Genomic DNA, 15995 nt, shown 5'->3' with positions numbered 1-15995 from the left:
AAAAAACCGCTTTTCAAAAGATGAAAAGCGGCACTATCCTTATTTATTTTCGTTCCAGCTACCAAGTCTACGAAATCTTTCGTATCTTTTTTCACTAATTCTAGGGGCATCCTTATAAATTTCTTTAAAATCCCCTCTAAGTGTTTCTTTCAGCTGGTTGCACATTTCCTCAAAATACCAAAAATCTTCCGGGATAATACGTTCTGCAACGCCAAAGCGCTTCATATCCTCAGCGGTAATACACAAGCACTTTGCCGCCTCTGCTGCAGCCTCTTTGGATGATTCTCCCAACAAAATACTGGCACAACCTTCCGGAGAGATAACGGAAAATACAGAATTTTCCAGCATATATACGCAGTTAGCAACGGAAAGTCCTAAAGCACCACCGCTACCCCCTTCGCCGATTACAATGGTAATAATAGGCGTTGTTATGGCCATCATTTTCATCAAATTATCGGCAATGGCCTGCCCTTGTCCACGCTCCTCGGCCTCTTCTCCACAAAAAGCACCCGCTGTATCTACCAAACAAATAATGGGCCTTTGAAACTTTTCCGCCTGCTTCATCAAGCGTAATGCCTTACGATAACCTTCGGGCATAGGACTACCAAAATTGCACTGAATCCGTTCTTCAAGATTTCTGCCTCGTTCAATTCCAATAAAGGTAACGGGCATTTCTCCAAGCATTCCCATGCCACCGATAACCGCCTGATCATCGGCAAACTTTCTGTCCCCATGAAACTCTGTTCGATCGGTAAACATATTTTCAATATATGCCCTTGCGGTAGGACGCTCCTGAGATCTAGCCGTCAGAACTCTTTCATAAGGAGACAATTCATTGATTTTAAGTTGTTTTGCTTCTTGCCGAAAAACAGCATCCTCCAATGCAATACCATGCTCTTTCATTTTATGCTGACGAAGAAGTTTAGAAATGGTTTTTCTAAGTTCTGTTCTAGGCACAATTGCATCTACAAACCCATGCTCCAATAAAAATTCCGCCTTTTGAAAATCGTCGGGCAGTTTTTTCTTCGTAGTCTGCTCAATGACTCTGCGTCCCGCAAAACCAATGGTGGCATTGGGCTCCGACAGGATAATATCGCCAAGCATGGCGAAGCTGGCTGAAACGCCACCCGTGGTAGGATCGGTCAAAACAGTGATATATAAACCGCCACGCTTGCTGTGGTAATCCACCGCACCGCTCACCTTTGCCATTTGCATCAAAGAAAGTATCCCTTCCTGCATTCTTGCTCCTCCGGAGCAGGTAAAACCAACAACAGGTAATTTTTCCTTTGCTGCATATTCGAACAACCTTGCTAGTCTTTCACCAACAACGGAACCCATACTACCCATCATAAACTGAGGCTCCATTACAAATATTGCACATTCCTGCCCTTTAAAGGATGCACGGCCGCATAATACCGCTTCTTCCTCTCCCGAGCCCATTTTTCCGCTTTCAAGCTTCACATCATACCCAGGAAAGTCAAGAGGATCATTGGTGGAAAGCTCTGTCAAAAACTCTTGAAAACTTCCCTTATCGCAAAGGGCTTTCACTCTGGTTCTTGCGCCAATACGAAAATGATGCCCACAAGAAGGACAAACCATTTTATTTTTTGCAATATTCCGTTTTGTCTCAAAGGACTTGCAAACGGGACACCGCATTTTTTCATCAACAATAGGGGTAATGCCCCCTTCTTCCAAGTCGTTTTTCGATTTGCGGAATAAACCCACAATATTATGCAAGCGAATCACTTCCCTCCGCTAAAATTCCCGGCAATATCAGCGTATCATACGCCCCTTGCCAAAAGTTCTTGCTGCGAATCAGCCTCAACTGATCTTCAATATTTGTATCTACGCCTTGAATTATCATTTCACATAATGCCGCCTCCATTTTACGGATGGCATCCTCCCTGGTGTTGGCAAAAACGATGAGCTTTCCCAACATAGAGTCATAAAAAGGTACAATTTCGCATTCCTGAATCAATGCGGTATCAAAATGAACCCTAGCCCCACCGGGAATATGAAGAAAATCAATTTTCCCTGTAGACCTTGCATTGATACGGCATTCCATAGAATGCCCTTTCAATTGAATATCCTCCTGATTAAAGTCAAGAGGGATTTGGCAAGCAATACGAATTTGCCATTTTACAATGTCAACCCCACTGATTTCCTCAGTAATAGGATGCTCCACCTGTAAACGAGTATTCATTTCAATAAAATAAAATGCCCCGTTGGGTGCCAACAAAAATTCCACCGTCCCTGCATTGGTGTAATTTGCGGCCTTTGCAGCTTTGATTGCTGCCTCCATCATTTTTCCACGAATTTCTGCTGTCATTATAGGGCAAGGTGTTTCTTCCAAGACTTTTTGCTTATTCAGCTGTAAGGAGCAATCTCTCTCTCCCAAACACACCATATTCCCAAAGTGGTCTGCCAAAATCTGCATTTCCACATGGCGAACATGGGTCAAATACTTTTCCAAAAAAACTTCTCCGTTGCCAAAGGCACTTTTTGCCTCTGCAGATGCGGTGAGAAATGCATTTTCCAGTTCTTCCTTGGCATTTACAACTCTAATCCCCTTGCCGCCGCCACCGGCTGTGGCTTTTACCAATAAAGGAAACCCGATTTCCTCAGCCAAAGCTTTCGCTTCCTTCACATCCTTTAAAATTTCCGTTCCGGGAACCACAGGCACACCGATTTCCTTCATCAGTCTACGGGCATGGTCTTTGTCTCCCATGCTTTCCATTACTTGGCTTTTCGGCCCGATAAAGACAATGCCGTTTTCTTCGCAAAGAGCCGCAAACTCGGGGTTTTCTGAAAGAAATCCATACCCGGGATGAATAGCACCGGCGTTGCAGGCCAAGGCAGCACTAATGATATTGCGTTGGTTTAAGTAACTTTCAGACGCACTTTTTCCACCGATACAAATTCTCTCATCCGCCAAAGCCACAGGCAATGAATTACGGTCTGCTTCGGAATAAACAGCTACTGTTTCAATTCCCATTTCTTTACAAGCACGAATAATCCGTACTGCAATTTCCCCACGATTTGCTACGAGAATTTTTGTAAACATTTCCTCAAGTCTCCTTTATTAATGCAAAGGAAAACTCTGCACTCACACATAGCTTTCCGTTTACGAAGCCTTTACCTTCGGCCCAGTAAAACACACCTTTATTTTTAATCAACTTGCATTGTGTTTCCAAAACATCACCGGGGCGTACGCTGTTTTTAAAGCGCACCTTATCAAGCCCTGTGAAAAATGGCGTTACTCCCGCCTTTTCCTCCGAAAGCAATACACAAGCAGATTGACCTAGAATTTCACAAAGTATGACACCGGGTACCACTGGATTATCCGGAAAATGACCCTGCAAAAACCATTCACTGCCCGTTATGGCTTTTTTACCATAAGCAACCCCATCTTTCAATTCTGCCTCGTCAATCAAAAGCATGGCATCTCTATGGGGCAAAATCTTCTTGATTTCTTCCTGATTCATGTCATGCCTCCTCACGAATACAAACCAATACCTGCCCAAACTCTACAATCTGACCATTATCCACAGGAACTTCAATAATTTCGCCGTTCTTCTCTGCCTCAATGGTATTAAACATCTTCATGGACTCCACGATACAAACAGGATCACCCTTTTTCACCGTGTCGCCCACCTTAACATAAGGCGCTGCCCCAGCTTGGGGTGCCAAATAAACCGTACCCACCAAAGGTGACTTTTGCTCAAAAGCCCCTTCTTTGACTGTTTGCTTTTCCTCCATAGTAATTGTGGTTTCTTTCAAAAAAACCTCGGTTTCTTTCGGTGTTTCCTGTAAAACAACCTTACCACCGCCAGCCTCTAACACCAGGCGAACATCACCTTCTGTTAAATCCAGCTTTGTCAGCTGATTTTGTTTCAATATTTTAGCTAGATCTGCAATTTTTTTGATTTCCATATCCATCAATCCTTTATTTTTCTAAATGCCACACAGGCGTTATGCCCACCAAAACCCAAAGAAGTAGAAAGAGCACCTTCTATAGGTGTTTTCAAGGCTACATTTGGTGTATAGTTTAAATCACACTTAGGGTCTTGCTCTTTTAAGTTAATGGTAGGTGGAACAATACCGTTTTTCATTGTCAAAATAGAAGCAATCGCTTCCACCGCACCTGCTGCACCTAACATATGACCTGTCATAGACTTTGTAGAGCTGATATGAATTTTTTCTGCATCCTCGCCTAAAGCGTTATGAATTGCAAGGGTTTCTACGGTATCGTTCATGGGCGTTCCTGTGCCATGGGCATTATAATAAATCTGTTCTGGCACAATGCCCTCCAAGCCCTTAGCCGCATCACGAATTGCCTTTGCGCTTGCCTTGGCTTCGGGAGAAGGTGCTGTTACATGATGTGCATCGCAAGTAGAACCATAGCCTACCACCTCAGCATAAATTTTTGCACCTCTTGCTTTCGCATGTTCATATTCTTCTAAAATTAAGGTACCTGCACCCTCCCCCATAACAAATCCGCCTCTTCTGCTATCAAAGGGCAATGAAGCAGCATTGGGATCGTCGGATGGGCTTAAAGCCATGCAACTGCCGAAACCTGCAACCGCTAAAGGCACAATTGCCGCCTCAGCGCCACCGCAAATTGCTGCTGTTGCATAACCATGCATAATGGCACGATACCCTTCCCCGATTGCCGTCGTACCGGTAGCACAAGCAGTGGTAACCGAAACACAAGCACCCTCCGCACCATAGCGAATGGCAACATTTCCTGCGGCAATATTGCTAATCATTTTAGGAATAAACAAAGGAGAAATCTTTCTTGGTCCTTTTTCCGCCAAGGTTGTAGAACTTTCACAAAAGGTTTCAAAGCCACCAATCCCTGAACCATAGTATACAGCAAGCTCTTCCTGATCTACCTTACCTTCCAAACCACTGTCCTCCATGGCCTGTGCAGTTGCCGCCAGAGCATAAACACAAAAACGGTCTAATTTCTTCACTGTCAATTTTTCCATATACAGGGTTGGATCAAAATCTTTTAATTCTCCCGCCATGCTGTATTTGCTGTCAGAAACATCAAAACGAGTAATACGGGAAATACCATTTTCCCCTTCGATTAATCCGTTCCAAAAGCTTTCTACTGTATTTCCAATAGGGGTAACCGCCCCTAAACCAGTCACAACAACTCTTCTCATACAAACCTCCTATATTGCCATACCGCCATCTATGCGGATTACTTCGCCGGTAATATAATCTGATGCATCCGATGCAAGGAACAACGCCAATTTTGCTACATCCTCTGCCTGCCCGAAACGTTTCATAGGAATTGCGTTTTTGATCTCATCATTTGCCGTAAAAGTTTCCGTCATATCAGTGGCAATAAAGCCAGGTGCAATGGCATTACAGCAAACACCACGAGAGGCCAATTCCTTTGCCACAGATTTGGTCAACCCAACCAAGCCTGCTTTGGAAGCAGAATAATTTGCTTGCCCCGCATTGCCAATTAAACCGGAAACAGAACTCATATTAATAATTTTTCCGCTTTTTTGCTTTAAGAACAGAGGGTATACCTGTTTAATCATATAAAAAGCACCCTTTAAATTGGTATCCACCACTCCGTCAAAATCAGCCACTTTCATCATGGGAATCAAATTGTCTTTTGTAATCCCTGCATTGTTTACTAAAATTTGGATTCCTCCAAAATCAGCCACAATTTCTTTTACTGTTGCCACAACCTGTGTTGCATCAGTGATATTACACTGATAACCTTTGGCTTTTACACCCAACGCTTCCAATTCCTTTTGGGTTTCTTCTGCCTTTTGCGTGTTTCCTGCATATAAAAAAGCAATATCTGCTCCATTTTTCGCGAATAATTTACAGATAGCTGCGCCAATCCCTCTGGAACCGCCGGTCACTACTGCTACCTTTCCTTTGAGCATATAAAATCCTCCTCTTTGAGCTTTTGTACCTCCTCCATTGAAGAAACGGAATAAACTCTACTTTCAGGTAAGATACGAGAAATTAATTTTTTTAATGTATCACCCACTCCAACTTCAATAAAGGTATCAAAACCATCTGCCGCCATCTGCTCCACACTTTCCTGCCAACGCAGAGCATGGTCAATCTGAGGTGCCATCCAAGCGGGCACATCACTCCCGTAGGGTTTCGCCATATAATTGGAATATACGGGAATTTCCGGCTTTTGAATCTGATATTCTTTCAAAGCTTCGGCAAAGTCCTTTGCCGCTTCTTTCATAAACGGAGAGTGAAAACCGCCGCCTACTTTGATGGGCAGACCTCTGCCGCCGGCCTCTCTTACTGCTTTGGAAAAGGCCTCCATTTCTTCCTTTTTCCCTGCAACCACCAACTGCCCGGGGCCATTGTAGTTTACAGGATACACATGTTCAAAATTTTTACAAATCTCTTCAACTTTACTGTTTTCCAGCTTCATTACCGCAAGCATAGAGCCTGGGTTTTTCTCGGCTTCCCTTGCCATAACCCGGCCTCTAAAGCAAGCCAAGCGAAAACCATCTAAAATATCATATGCTCCTGCAAAGGCAAGAGCCGGAATCTCACCCAAAGAAAAACCTGCCACACCTTGGGGGATAATACCTTCTTCTTTTAATGCCAGCGCCGCAGCCAGATCCGTCAAATACAAACAAGGCTGCGTATTTTCTGTATTTTTTAATTCTTCATCTGTACCGAAAAAACACTGGTTTAAAGTGTTGGGGCGAATTTCTTCCGCCCCATTGAATAATTCTTGAATACTTTCTTTTGCTTCATAAAAACTTTTGCCCATGCCCGCTTTTTGCGCACCCTGACCAGAGAAAACAAATGCTATTTTACCCATTTTGCCCCTCCTTTTAACAAAAGCTCTGCCTCTGCTGCGATTTCTTTTAAAATTTCAGCTGCAGACTGTTCTTTTTTCACCATACCGGAAACCTGCCCCGCTAAGAAGCAACCCTGTTTGGTATCGCCTTCCACAGCCGCCTTTCTTAAAGCACCCACACCTAATTCCGCAACCATTTCTGCGGTGGTTTCAGGTGCATATTCTTTTTTCAAAAATTCACGGGTGAAATTATTTTTCAAACTGCGGCAGGTATTACCGCCAAATCTTCTACCTGTAGTTGTGGTAGAAATATCACTTGCCTTTAAAACCATTTCTTTATAATTGGAATGAACGGAACACTCCTTAGCCAAAAGAAACCTGGTACCCATTTGCACCCCAACGGCACCCAACATAAATGCCGCTGCAATTCCTCTGCCATCACCAATACCACCTGCCGCCAATACAGGAATTTTCACTGCGTCGCAAACCTGAGGGACTAAAGGCATGGTACTCATATCACCGATATGACCGCCGGATTCACCGCCTTCAGCAACCACTGCAGCTGCCCCTGCTTTTTCCATCATTTTTGCCGCTGCTACAGATGCCGCAACAGGGATCACTTTAATTCCCGCTTCATTCCACATGGGCATAAACTTTGTGGGGATACCGGCTCCTGTTGTTACCACAGGTACTTTTTCCTCCACTACGATCTTTGCGACCTCCTCCACATGGGGGCTCATCAGCATAATATTTACGCCAAAGGGCTTATCTGTCAAACTTCGTGCAATTTTAATCTGATCACGAAGATAGTCACCTCCGGCATTCATGGCAGAAATAATGCCTAAACCACCGCCGTTGGAAACCGCTGCCGCCAGTTTACCGTCGGCAATCCAAGCCATACCACCCTGAAAAATGGGATATTCAATTCCTAACATAGAACAGATAGGTGAAAGGATCATTCTGTCCTCCTCCTCTCTTACTGCAATTTACTTTCGATCAATTGAACCAAGTCGCCTACTGCATTTACCTTGTTATCGCCCAATTCGATTTCTGTACCAAATTCTTCTTCCACGTTCATAAGCAATTCCATTACATCCAAAGAGTCAATGCCTAAAGTTTCAAATTTTGTGTCCATTTTAATTTCGCTTGCTTCACATTCCAATTTTTCTGCTAACATAGCTGCAACTTTTCAAATACCATAATCTTTGTCTCCTTTTTATTCGTAATAATATTATTTTATATATGAAGCCCTTTGGCATTCATTACCATCTTAAAATACAAGATGCACTTGCCAATCCGCCGCCAAAGGCAGGCAGTAAAAGCAAGTCCCCTTTATTTAACATCCCTTTTCGGTTCATTTCATCCAAAGCAATGGGAATGCTTGCAGAGGAAGTATTGCCAAAACGATCAATATTTACATAGAACTTTTCTTTTGGCACTTTCAGCTTCACACTGGCAAAATCAATAATTCGCTTATTCGCCTGATGAGGTACAATATATTTAATGTCATCCCAAGTTAGTCCCTGTCTTTCCAAAAGGGTGGTAGAATCGTTACAAATCGCATTCACCGCAAACTTGAAAGTTTCCTGCCCTGCCATATGGATATAAGGCTTTTTCTGTGTGCCTTCATAAAAAGGTGATTTCCCCATGGGCTGAGGAATATCGATTACATCAGAACCGCCTTTTACATCAAAAATAGAATCAATATAGGAATTGCCTTCTTCCAAAACCAAGGCTCCCGCACCATCACCAAAAATGACACAAGTTCCTCTGTCCTCCCAATCAACAATACGACTTAAACGCTCTGTACCGATAACCAAAACTTTTTTAGCCCTTCCTCTTGCAAAAAAGCCTGCGGCAGTCTCCAACATAAAAACAAACGCTGAGCAAGCCGCATTAATGTCCATCGTCATACATGTAACACCTAAAAGGTTCTGAATCATACAGGAAACAGAAGGGGAAATAGACTCGCCACTTACACTGGCAGCCAAAATCAAATCTATCTCTTCTTTCTTTACGCCGCTATTTTCCAAAGCAGCCAAAGCAGCCTTACACCCCATATCGGCCGCTGTTTCGTTTGTGCTGATATGTCTTTGCTTTACTCCGACTCTCTGCATGACCCACTCATCATTGGTTTCGACTAATTTTGAAATATCTTCATTCGTCACAATTTTCGGGGGTACATACATCCCCGTTCCAAGCACATGAAAATTCATATTTAATCCTCCGAACTGCATTCTTTTGTGTTATGCAAACTTAGTGTAAAAAAAATTGAAAAAGGTTACAAAAAAAAATGAATTTTTTTCTTTCTTTTTTTCCAAAATAAGAAAAGATAAGCTCTAAAGCCTATCTTTCCAAGTTTTTTTCTTTTTATTAAAATTTTCTAATTTTGTAATTTATTACTGAAATAAACCTCTATTTTCGTCTTATTCGCATAAGAAGCATAACGAATGCGCATAAAGATGCGCTTACATATGCCAGCGCCGCAACCAACATCCATACACGTCGAACTCTCATATGTTTCGCCAGTTCCCCATAGTTTCCGGAAGAATATAAATTGAAATTTACCGGTACCGGTTTGGTAAGTCTATACTGTTTATAATAACCACGACATCTTTCGCATTCTTTTAAATGGGCTTTTACTGCCGCTTCACTGGACTCGCTGGCCAAACCATCATGATACAGCGACACAAGATCCCTTACAATATCACAATTCAAATTCAAACTTTAACACCTCCATCAGCATTTTTTTTGCCCTAAAATAAATAACCTTCGCAGAATTTTCGCTGATTTTTAAAACCAAGGCAATTTGGGAAAAAGGCAACTCCGCATAGATTCGCAACATCACCACATCACGATATTTTTTGGGAATCCCCTCAATGATAGTTCTCACCGCTTTTTCAATATCTTTTCTCCTCATATGCTCTTCCGGATCAACGCATCCCTCGCAGTATGTATTAACAACCAATTCCAGATTGGCCGAATCCAAATCTAATTTATTTTTCTTTAAATATCTAAAATACACATGCTTTCCGATGGAAGCAAGCCAAGTAAACATCTCACACTCCCCTCGGAATCTGTGAAAAGCTGTATAGGCCTGCAAAAAGGTTTCCTGTGTCAGATCCTCAGCCAAGTCCCCATTGCCACAAAGCCGATATAAAAAATAATATACCTTGTCATAATATTCTGCATATAGGGCTTCGAAGGATTTCAATCCATCACCTTCTTTCAATTGAATCATAGTGCCATAATAACACAGCACTTATAAAAAATCCATACTTTATGATACAACAAATAATGAATGCCCTTTCCCAAGGGAACAAGTTTATTCCACAATACTTACTTGAAAATTCTCTCCATCCGCAAACTCTTTCAGCAGGTTCTCAGCTTCCTTCAAATACTCCCTAAGCTCTTTCCCTCCATCAAAAGCATAGAAAACCATAATAATTTCCTTGGTATTTTCCGTAATCATTGCTCTAGTATTATCGCTGGTGGGGTTGCCGAAAGGCCCTAATTCATCAAACAAGGCTGGCAAAAACTCAATATTTAAAACAGCCTTTCCAATGCCCTGATATGCAGTGCCTTCAGGAGCGCGAGCCCATAAAATATCCCCTTGCACTTGTTCCAAATCATAGGCGCCCATGGAATACCCCGTTTTTATAGAAAGATAATTATTAATATCCACTACGTTATTAATATAGTACAAACCTCGTTCTTTGGAAATTCTTCTGCACATTGCCTCTGCCGAACAACGATAGCGATTGGCATCCTTCCCTAAGGCCTTATAAGCCTTTCTTGTGGATTGAATTTTTTCCCGCTTATTTGCTTGGGAAAGCTCAACCTCAGCCAGCTCTCCTATTTTTGCATTTAACAGTTCCAAAAAAGCAGTCTCGTCCTCTTTTACAACAACGTTACACCGAAGTACGCCCAGCGTCGCCTCAGAACAACACTCTTTTATACTGGAGTCTATTGTAATTTTTATCATCCCAGGATTCTCCTTTCGAAATTCTCTTCTACTATCAGCTTACGACAAAAAAACATCTTGTCAAGGGAAAAACCCCATGTTTTCTGTAAATTTGTGTTTTCGTCCATTTTCTTTTCACCTAAAATTATGCTATGATAAAAAGAAAAAGGAGTGGTCTTTCTTATGACCCTGATGCAGTTGGAATATATCATGGAAATTTATCATTGCGGTTCTATGAATAAAGCGGCTCAAAATTTGTTTGTTTCCCAATCTGCCATTTCCACAGCCATAAAAGAACTGGAAGAAGACTTAGGTATTACCATATTTATTCGCAGTAATCGTGGAATTTCCTTAACTGAAGAAGGGCAAGAATTCATCTCGAAAATCCATCCTTTATTACAACAAGCCAAAGACGTGGAACTGTTTTATTCCGGTAAAAACAGCAACGATAATTCCCGTCTATATATTTCCACACAACGCTATCCTTTTTGCGCCAAAGCATTCGTCGAATTTCTGAAAAAACAAAATGATCCCGTCTTTCGCTACGGGTTTAAAGAATGCCCGATGGGAAAAGTCATTGAAGAAGTGCATACAGGAAAAAGTGACTTAGGAATTATCTTTCTCTCAGATATAACAGAGGTGTTTTTAAGTAAATTATTTCAATCAAAAAACCTCAGCTTTCACGAAATGAAACGATTACGACCCCATGTCTTTATGAACAAAAATCATCCTTTAGCCCAAAAAAAAGAAATTCCGGTAGAAGATTTAAAAATATATCCCTTTGTCATTTTTTCTAAAAAAGAGGAAAATTCTTTGAATTTTTCCGAGGAAGCAGTATTAAATCATGGCATTGATTATAATCAAATCATTTATGTAAACGATAGGGCAACCGCCTATAACATTATGGCACACACCTCGGCGATTTCCACCGGTAGTGGCGTTTTACCTGATGGTTATTACGACCCCCGCATTTCCGCCATACCCATTGCCGCCCCCGTCTGTGATATGTGTATCGGCTGGATTTCAAAAAAAGAAGAAAACCTCTCCCTAAAAGCCCTTGAGTTTGTAGAGATTTTAGAGGAACAAATCAAAAAATACTGAACAAACGCTAGTCCAATTTGATTATAAATAAAGAAGGCCGCCGTAAAATGGCGACCTAAAGGTTGTCCGCAAAGTAGACACCTTTTCCATGAAACCTCGTATTCCATGCGGGGTTTCATAAAGTTTTTTATTTTGCTTTTTACAAAAAAAGGGGCTTCGGCAGCCCCCAAGGTTTGTAATTATATTTTCTCTAGTCCCATCTTTAAATCATCAATAATATCTTCCACATTTTCCAAGCCAATTGACATACGAATTAAACCTGCTGAAATACCTGCCGCTTTCAAATCTTCCTCACCATAAGTGGAGTGTGTCATAGAAGCGGGATGCTCAATGAGCGTTTCGGCATCGCCCAAAGAAACAGCAATGGTTGCCAAAGACAAGCTATTCACAAGTTTCATACCTGCTTCTTTACCACCCTTAACCTCGAATGAAATCATAGCGCCAAAATCATGCATTTGTTTTTTCGCAATTTCATGTCCCGGATGGCTTTCTAAACCAGGATAATAAACCTTCTCCACTTTTTCATGTCCTGCCAAGAATTTTACAACAGCTTTGGCATTTTGACAATGTCTTTGCATACGAATTTCCAACGTTTTTAAACCACGCAGAATCAAGAAGGACTCAAAAGGTCCAAGAACTGCACCAGTCATATCTTTAAGCCCAAACATTCTTACTTCCTGCATAAAATCGGCTTTGCCTACCACGAACCCAGCAATTACATCGCCATGACCATTCAGATATTTTGTTGCAGAATGAACAACTACATCAGCCCCCAGTTCCAATGGTCTTTGAAGGTATGGAGAAGCAAAAGTATTATCACAAACAACTTTAATCCCCGAATTATAGCTATGTACAATCTTTGAAATTTCAGTAATATCAGAAATCTTTAAGTTTGGATTGGCAGGTGTTTCTAAATAAACACAAACGGTGTTCTCTTTTAAATTCTTTTTCACTGCTTCCAAATCGGATGTGTCAATAAAAGTAACTTCAACGCCGTAACGTGTCATTCCATGCTGCAATAATGCAAAGGTACATCCATATAATGTTTCATCGGCCAAGATGTGTTTTCCTGCCGCTGCAATACTCCATAAACAAGAAGAGATTGCGCCTATGCCACTGGATGTGGCAACACATGCCTCGCCATTTTCCAAAGCTGCTACTTTAGTTTCTAAAACTGATGTAGTAGGGTTACCTAAACGAGTATAAATGTATCCTTCCTCTTCCCCCGCAAAGCGATGTCCTCCCTGTTCGCAATTCTCAAAAAAGAATGTGGATGTTTGATAGATTGGCATTGTTAGTGCACCATATTGCTTATCTCGAATATTTCCTGCATGAATTGCCTTTGTACCAAAACCGCCGTTTGCAAATGACATGTAAAACACTCCTTTTTCTTAAAGATAACGTACCTTTTATTTATTGTAATTATTATACCACAGAAAAAAACACCTCCGTTATTAACGCTTTTTTATATTCGGTTATCAGAAAAAATGATAACTACCCCTTATCATTTAATCCACTTGAAATTCCGTAGGAAAAAAGGTATCATAATTTGTGATGAAAAGTAAAGGAGAGAAGTAATATGGAGCAAAAAACATTGATTGTATCTTGCGTTGAATATTATAGTTATTTAAAAAATATTCCCGCGGATAAGGTGTTTCTCTCATTCCGACAGACATCCATTCTAACCATGATTTTGGAGAGTAATCGTAACTTTCCCGAAATGGATTTAGAATTTTATGCCGGTATGATTGATGGAATCATCGCTATGGAAAGTGATGCTGAGGAGAATGATTACGCCCACTATAAAGAACGGATTATCTTAGTTTCTCATGTTGTGGACATGCTTGCTCAAAAACATCATTTAGACGCCATTGAAGCTTGTACTATGTACTATGAATCCCATACTGCCCAAGTAGTCACTGATGATAAAACAGGCTATTATCAAAAAATGGCGGCAGAAATTTATGCTATGGTTGAAGAAGAATAAAATAGACAAAAACACCTCTTTGTTTTACAGTATTTCCCTGTAACAAAGAGGTGTTTTATTCTGTTTTATATTTCATAACCAGTTGTACCAAAATTTACAATATTGCAATGGCCCTCACAGGTGCACCATCTGAATCTTCAAATTTCAAAGGAAGGGCAACAAACAAAAAATCCCTTTCTCCAATGAACTCAAGATTACAAAGATTTTCTATAATCACCATGTTTTCGTTTTTCAACAGGAGATGGTGTAATGTAAGCTCAGAATCCGAAATTGGATCCAACCCAATATTGTCCAATCCCATACCTTTTTTATTGTTTCCCACAAGATATACGGCAACTTCTTTAGAAATCACCGGATATTCTCCAAAATATGCATCCTGCCCCCAATACCTTTCCCAACCTGTTCGAAATATAATAAATTCAGCCCGCTCTACACGCTCTTTGTTTTTCTCAATATAGGAAATATCAATCAATCCACCTGGGGGAACATCTCTTACATCAATGATACAAGCCTTCCCTACAAATCCCGACACTTCTTTTTTATCCAAGGAAATTCCATTGGAATAGATGTGATTTGGTGCATCCATATGCGTCCCTGTATGAGAATAAAAATGCAAAAGAGTTTCTTTAAACCCGCTACCTTCATATGTACTGGCAACAGATAAGCTTGGTGCTTCCGTTCCCGGATAAACAGGGCATATATTTGAAATTGTATGTGTCAAATCAATGATTTTCATATTATCAATCCTCCCGATTTATTGTCTAGCTATAAAAGAGCTTTAACCCATCAGCATCAAATTTATTCATTTATAGTACGTCTCAAAACCATTGTTAATAGGAGCTGTACCAATTAACAGCATAGCAACCACTGCGCCTAACACTACATCTTTTGCTCTTTGCGTTTTCATTTTTATTCCCCTCTTTTTATTATCGTTAGAAAAATATATCATAATTAGTAATTATTTATAATAAAAATATCTTTTACGCACTCCAGACTCATTTCAAATTAATCACCGGTGCCTTACCCTTGCTACCAACCTTCAACCCCAACAGCTGCGCTACATCCCTTATTTTGATGTATAAATAGAAAATAACTTTTGAAGCATTTTTAACGCATTTGTGTCATATGGGTGTTATTTGCAACTGGCATGAGTAGTTCTTATTATATTCTTTTTGACAGCAAACAAAATAGCCCCCTTCACATTCAGGGGGCTTTCTCATTTCTTATCTGATAATTGCACAACAAAAATCCCCTCTGGTGGAAGGGCATACTTTATTATTTATTCGTTGCTTCATCCGTTGCTGCTTTTGTATCATCTGTCGCTGCTTTTGTATCATCCGTTGCTGCTTTTGTATCATCTGTTGCTGCTTTTGTATCATCTGTTGCTGCTTTTGTATCATCTGTTGCTGCTTTTGTATCATCTGTTGCTGCTTTTGCATCATCTGTTGCTGCTTTTGTTGCTTCTTTACTCGTTAACGTCACAGTTTTAGTTGCACTATCCCAACCTACTTCTTTGTCAACAGCTTCTGCTACCGCCCTAACAGGTAAATAGGTTGTCCCTTCGTAAATAAAAGGCTCTTTATCGGTCTTTAATTCTTCTCCATCAACTGTAACCTTAATATCGTTATAGTTTACGGGAATCATAGCATCTGCAACTTTAGCAAACGCCATAGGAGCTGCACCAATTAACAACGCACCAACCACTGCGCCCAACACTACATCTTTTCCTCTTTGCATTTTCATTCTTATTCCTCCTTAATATAATAAATAAACACTATTATAAAATACCATAAATTGTAATTCTTTGCAATAAAAAAGAGAATGTCTTTTACACCACCCTTACCTAACGGACTTAAACCTAAAATACGGCGATTTCAGTAATCAACTTACCGGCAAGCCAAAAAGCACATTTCAGCCCCAAGGCGTTCCGTTCGTCATTCCCCGGTTCACTGCTCCTTGGTTAAGACATACATATGCTACCATGCTTTATCTTGCGAGAGTTGATGTTCTGACTTCCAAAGAGCAATTAGGTCATTCAGACGTACAAACAACTTTAAACATCTTCACGCATTTAGATGGCAAGCATAAAAGAAAATCCATGGATAAATTAAATATTTATATTGTGGGTGACACGAATT

General features: G+C 40.7%; 19 protein-coding genes. 3 read left to right on the top strand and 16 right to left on the bottom strand.

Annotation, left to right across the window (positions count from 1 at the left end; translation table 11 throughout):
• Positions 1–39: 39 nt before the first annotated feature.
• From accD to P9Q65_RS11765, 13 genes are all read right to left on the bottom strand, one after another.
• Positions 40–1746 carry an acetyl-CoA carboxylase, carboxyltransferase subunit beta gene (gene accD / locus P9Q65_RS11825; RefSeq protein WP_304509630.1) on the bottom strand — a complete coding sequence of 569 codons (1707 nt, stop codon included), beginning with the start codon at positions 1744–1746 and terminating at the stop codon, positions 40–42.
• The gene (locus tag P9Q65_RS11820) at positions 1730–3064 is read right to left on the bottom strand and encodes an acetyl-CoA carboxylase biotin carboxylase subunit (RefSeq protein ID WP_304509629.1); all 1335 of its coding nucleotides are present in this window, start codon (positions 3062–3064) and stop codon (positions 1730–1732) included. The genes accD and P9Q65_RS11820 overlap by 17 nt, the downstream gene beginning before the upstream one ends.
• A gap of 4 nt (positions 3065–3068) precedes the next feature.
• Positions 3069–3485 carry a 3-hydroxyacyl-ACP dehydratase FabZ gene (fabZ, locus tag P9Q65_RS11815; RefSeq protein ID WP_304509628.1) on the bottom strand — a complete coding sequence of 139 codons (417 nt, stop codon included), beginning with the start codon at positions 3483–3485 and terminating at the stop codon, positions 3069–3071.
• Between the two features lies 1 nt (position 3486).
• Entirely contained in the window at positions 3487–3933 is a 447-nt protein-coding gene (gene accB, locus P9Q65_RS11810; protein ID WP_304509627.1) for an acetyl-CoA carboxylase biotin carboxyl carrier protein, read from the bottom strand.
• A gap of 5 nt (positions 3934–3938) precedes the next feature.
• On the bottom strand, positions 3939–5171 hold the full coding sequence (fabF, locus tag P9Q65_RS11805) for a beta-ketoacyl-ACP synthase II (protein ID WP_304509626.1): 1233 nt from the start codon (positions 5169–5171) through the stop codon (positions 3939–3941).
• Positions 5172–5180: 9 nt separating this feature from the next.
• Positions 5181–5915: a 3-oxoacyl-[acyl-carrier-protein] reductase gene (gene fabG, locus P9Q65_RS11800; protein WP_304509625.1), complete on the bottom strand. Its 735-nt coding sequence runs from the start codon at positions 5913–5915 to the stop codon at positions 5181–5183.
• Positions 5897–6826 carry an ACP S-malonyltransferase gene (locus P9Q65_RS11795; RefSeq protein ID WP_304509624.1) on the bottom strand — a complete coding sequence of 310 codons (930 nt, stop codon included), beginning with the start codon at positions 6824–6826 and terminating at the stop codon, positions 5897–5899. Before P9Q65_RS11795 ends, fabG begins: the two co-directional genes overlap by 19 nt.
• Positions 6814–7764, bottom strand: coding sequence for a nitronate monooxygenase (locus P9Q65_RS11790; RefSeq protein WP_304509623.1), 951 nt, complete (start codon positions 7762–7764; stop codon positions 6814–6816). The genes P9Q65_RS11795 and P9Q65_RS11790 overlap by 13 nt, the downstream gene beginning before the upstream one ends.
• Before the next feature lie 17 nt (positions 7765–7781).
• Positions 7782–7982, bottom strand: coding sequence for an acyl carrier protein (locus P9Q65_RS11785; RefSeq protein ID WP_304509622.1), 201 nt, complete (start codon positions 7980–7982; stop codon positions 7782–7784).
• Between the two features lie 85 nt (positions 7983–8067).
• On the bottom strand, positions 8068–9021 hold the full coding sequence (locus P9Q65_RS11780) for a beta-ketoacyl-ACP synthase III (protein ID WP_304509621.1): 954 nt from the start codon (positions 9019–9021) through the stop codon (positions 8068–8070).
• Between the two features lie 199 nt (positions 9022–9220).
• A complete protein-coding gene (locus P9Q65_RS11775; RefSeq protein WP_304509620.1) occupies positions 9221–9529 on the bottom strand; it encodes a zf-HC2 domain-containing protein in 309 nt (102 codons plus the stop codon).
• Positions 9513–10019 carry an RNA polymerase sigma factor gene (locus P9Q65_RS11770; protein ID WP_304509619.1) on the bottom strand — a complete coding sequence of 169 codons (507 nt, stop codon included), beginning with the start codon at positions 10017–10019 and terminating at the stop codon, positions 9513–9515. The genes P9Q65_RS11775 and P9Q65_RS11770 overlap by 17 nt, the downstream gene beginning before the upstream one ends.
• A gap of 111 nt (positions 10020–10130) precedes the next feature.
• A complete protein-coding gene (locus tag P9Q65_RS11765) occupies positions 10131–10790 on the bottom strand; it encodes a B3/B4 domain-containing protein (RefSeq protein ID WP_304509618.1) in 660 nt (219 codons plus the stop codon).
• 162 nt (positions 10791–10952) lie between these two features.
• Between P9Q65_RS11765 and P9Q65_RS11760 the strand changes: the two genes are divergently transcribed.
• On the top strand, positions 10953–11870 hold the full coding sequence (locus tag P9Q65_RS11760) for a LysR family transcriptional regulator (protein ID WP_304509617.1): 918 nt from the start codon (positions 10953–10955) through the stop codon (positions 11868–11870).
• Between the two features lie 179 nt (positions 11871–12049).
• Here P9Q65_RS11760 and megL read toward each other — a convergent pair whose 3' ends face one another.
• On the bottom strand, positions 12050–13243 hold the full coding sequence (gene megL / locus P9Q65_RS11755; protein ID WP_304509616.1) for a methionine gamma-lyase: 1194 nt from the start codon (positions 13241–13243) through the stop codon (positions 12050–12052).
• Positions 13244–13449: 206 nt separating this feature from the next.
• Here megL and P9Q65_RS11750 point away from each other — a divergent pair, with 206 nt between their 5' ends.
• The gene (locus P9Q65_RS11750; protein WP_304509615.1) at positions 13450–13857 is read left to right on the top strand and encodes a hypothetical protein; all 408 of its coding nucleotides are present in this window, start codon (positions 13450–13452) and stop codon (positions 13855–13857) included.
• Positions 13858–13951: 94 nt separating this feature from the next.
• Here P9Q65_RS11750 and P9Q65_RS11745 read toward each other — a convergent pair whose 3' ends face one another.
• Positions 13952–14593: a cyclase family protein gene (locus P9Q65_RS11745; RefSeq protein WP_304509614.1), complete on the bottom strand. Its 642-nt coding sequence runs from the start codon at positions 14591–14593 to the stop codon at positions 13952–13954.
• A gap of 539 nt (positions 14594–15132) precedes the next feature.
• Positions 15133–15600, bottom strand: a complete 468-nt coding sequence (locus P9Q65_RS11740) for a stalk domain-containing protein (protein ID WP_304509613.1) — start codon at positions 15598–15600, stop codon at positions 15133–15135.
• A 193-nt stretch (positions 15601–15793) separates the two neighbouring features.
• Between P9Q65_RS11740 and P9Q65_RS13485 the strand changes: the two genes are divergently transcribed.
• The coding region (locus P9Q65_RS13485) for a tyrosine-type recombinase/integrase (RefSeq protein WP_304509631.1) at positions 15794–15995 on the top strand (202 nt) is incomplete at its 3' end.

This window comes from Anaerotignum sp. (assembly GCF_030625865.1).
GTDB lineage: Bacteria > Bacillota > Clostridia > Lachnospirales > Anaerotignaceae > Chakrabartyella.
The sequence above is the reverse complement of the archived record's forward strand: the minus strand, read 5'-3'. Positions and strand labels throughout refer to the sequence as shown.

Bases quoted from the DNA above. Each gene is read 5' to 3' on its own strand.
- P9Q65_RS11820 (WP_304509629.1), bottom strand. From the start codon at position 3,064: ATGTTTACAAAAATTCTCGTAGCAAATCGTGGGGAAATTGCAGTACGG.
- fabZ (WP_304509628.1), bottom strand. From the start codon at position 3,485: ATGAATCAGGAAGAAATCAAGAAGATTTTGCCCCATAGAGATGCCATG.
- accB (WP_304509627.1), bottom strand. From the start codon at position 3,933: ATGGAAATCAAAAAAATTGCAGATCTAGCTAAAATATTGAAACAAAAT.
- fabF (WP_304509626.1), bottom strand. From the start codon at position 5,171: ATGAGAAGAGTTGTTGTGACTGGTTTAGGGGCGGTTACCCCTATTGGA.
- fabG (WP_304509625.1), bottom strand. From the start codon at position 5,915: ATGCTCAAAGGAAAGGTAGCAGTAGTGACCGGCGGTTCCAGAGGGATT.
- P9Q65_RS11795 (WP_304509624.1), bottom strand. From the start codon at position 6,826: ATGGGTAAAATAGCATTTGTTTTCTCTGGTCAGGGTGCGCAAAAAGCG.
- P9Q65_RS11790 (WP_304509623.1), bottom strand. From the start codon at position 7,764: ATGATCCTTTCACCTATCTGTTCTATGTTAGGAATTGAATATCCCATT.
- P9Q65_RS11785 (WP_304509622.1), bottom strand. From the start codon at position 7,982: ATGTTAGCAGAAAAATTGGAATGTGAAGCAAGCGAAATTAAAATGGAC.
- P9Q65_RS11780 (WP_304509621.1), bottom strand. From the start codon at position 9,021: ATGAATTTTCATGTGCTTGGAACGGGGATGTATGTACCCCCGAAAATT.
- P9Q65_RS11765 (WP_304509618.1), bottom strand. From the start codon at position 10,790: ATGATAAAAATTACAATAGACTCCAGTATAAAAGAGTGTTGTTCTGAG.
- P9Q65_RS11760 (WP_304509617.1), top strand. From the start codon at position 10,953: ATGACCCTGATGCAGTTGGAATATATCATGGAAATTTATCATTGCGGT.
- megL (WP_304509616.1), bottom strand. From the start codon at position 13,243: ATGTCATTTGCAAACGGCGGTTTTGGTACAAAGGCAATTCATGCAGGA.
- P9Q65_RS11750 (WP_304509615.1), top strand. From the start codon at position 13,450: ATGGAGCAAAAAACATTGATTGTATCTTGCGTTGAATATTATAGTTAT.
- P9Q65_RS11745 (WP_304509614.1), bottom strand. From the start codon at position 14,593: ATGAAAATCATTGATTTGACACATACAATTTCAAATATATGCCCTGTT.
- P9Q65_RS11740 (WP_304509613.1), bottom strand. From the start codon at position 15,600: ATGAAAATGCAAAGAGGAAAAGATGTAGTGTTGGGCGCAGTGGTTGGT.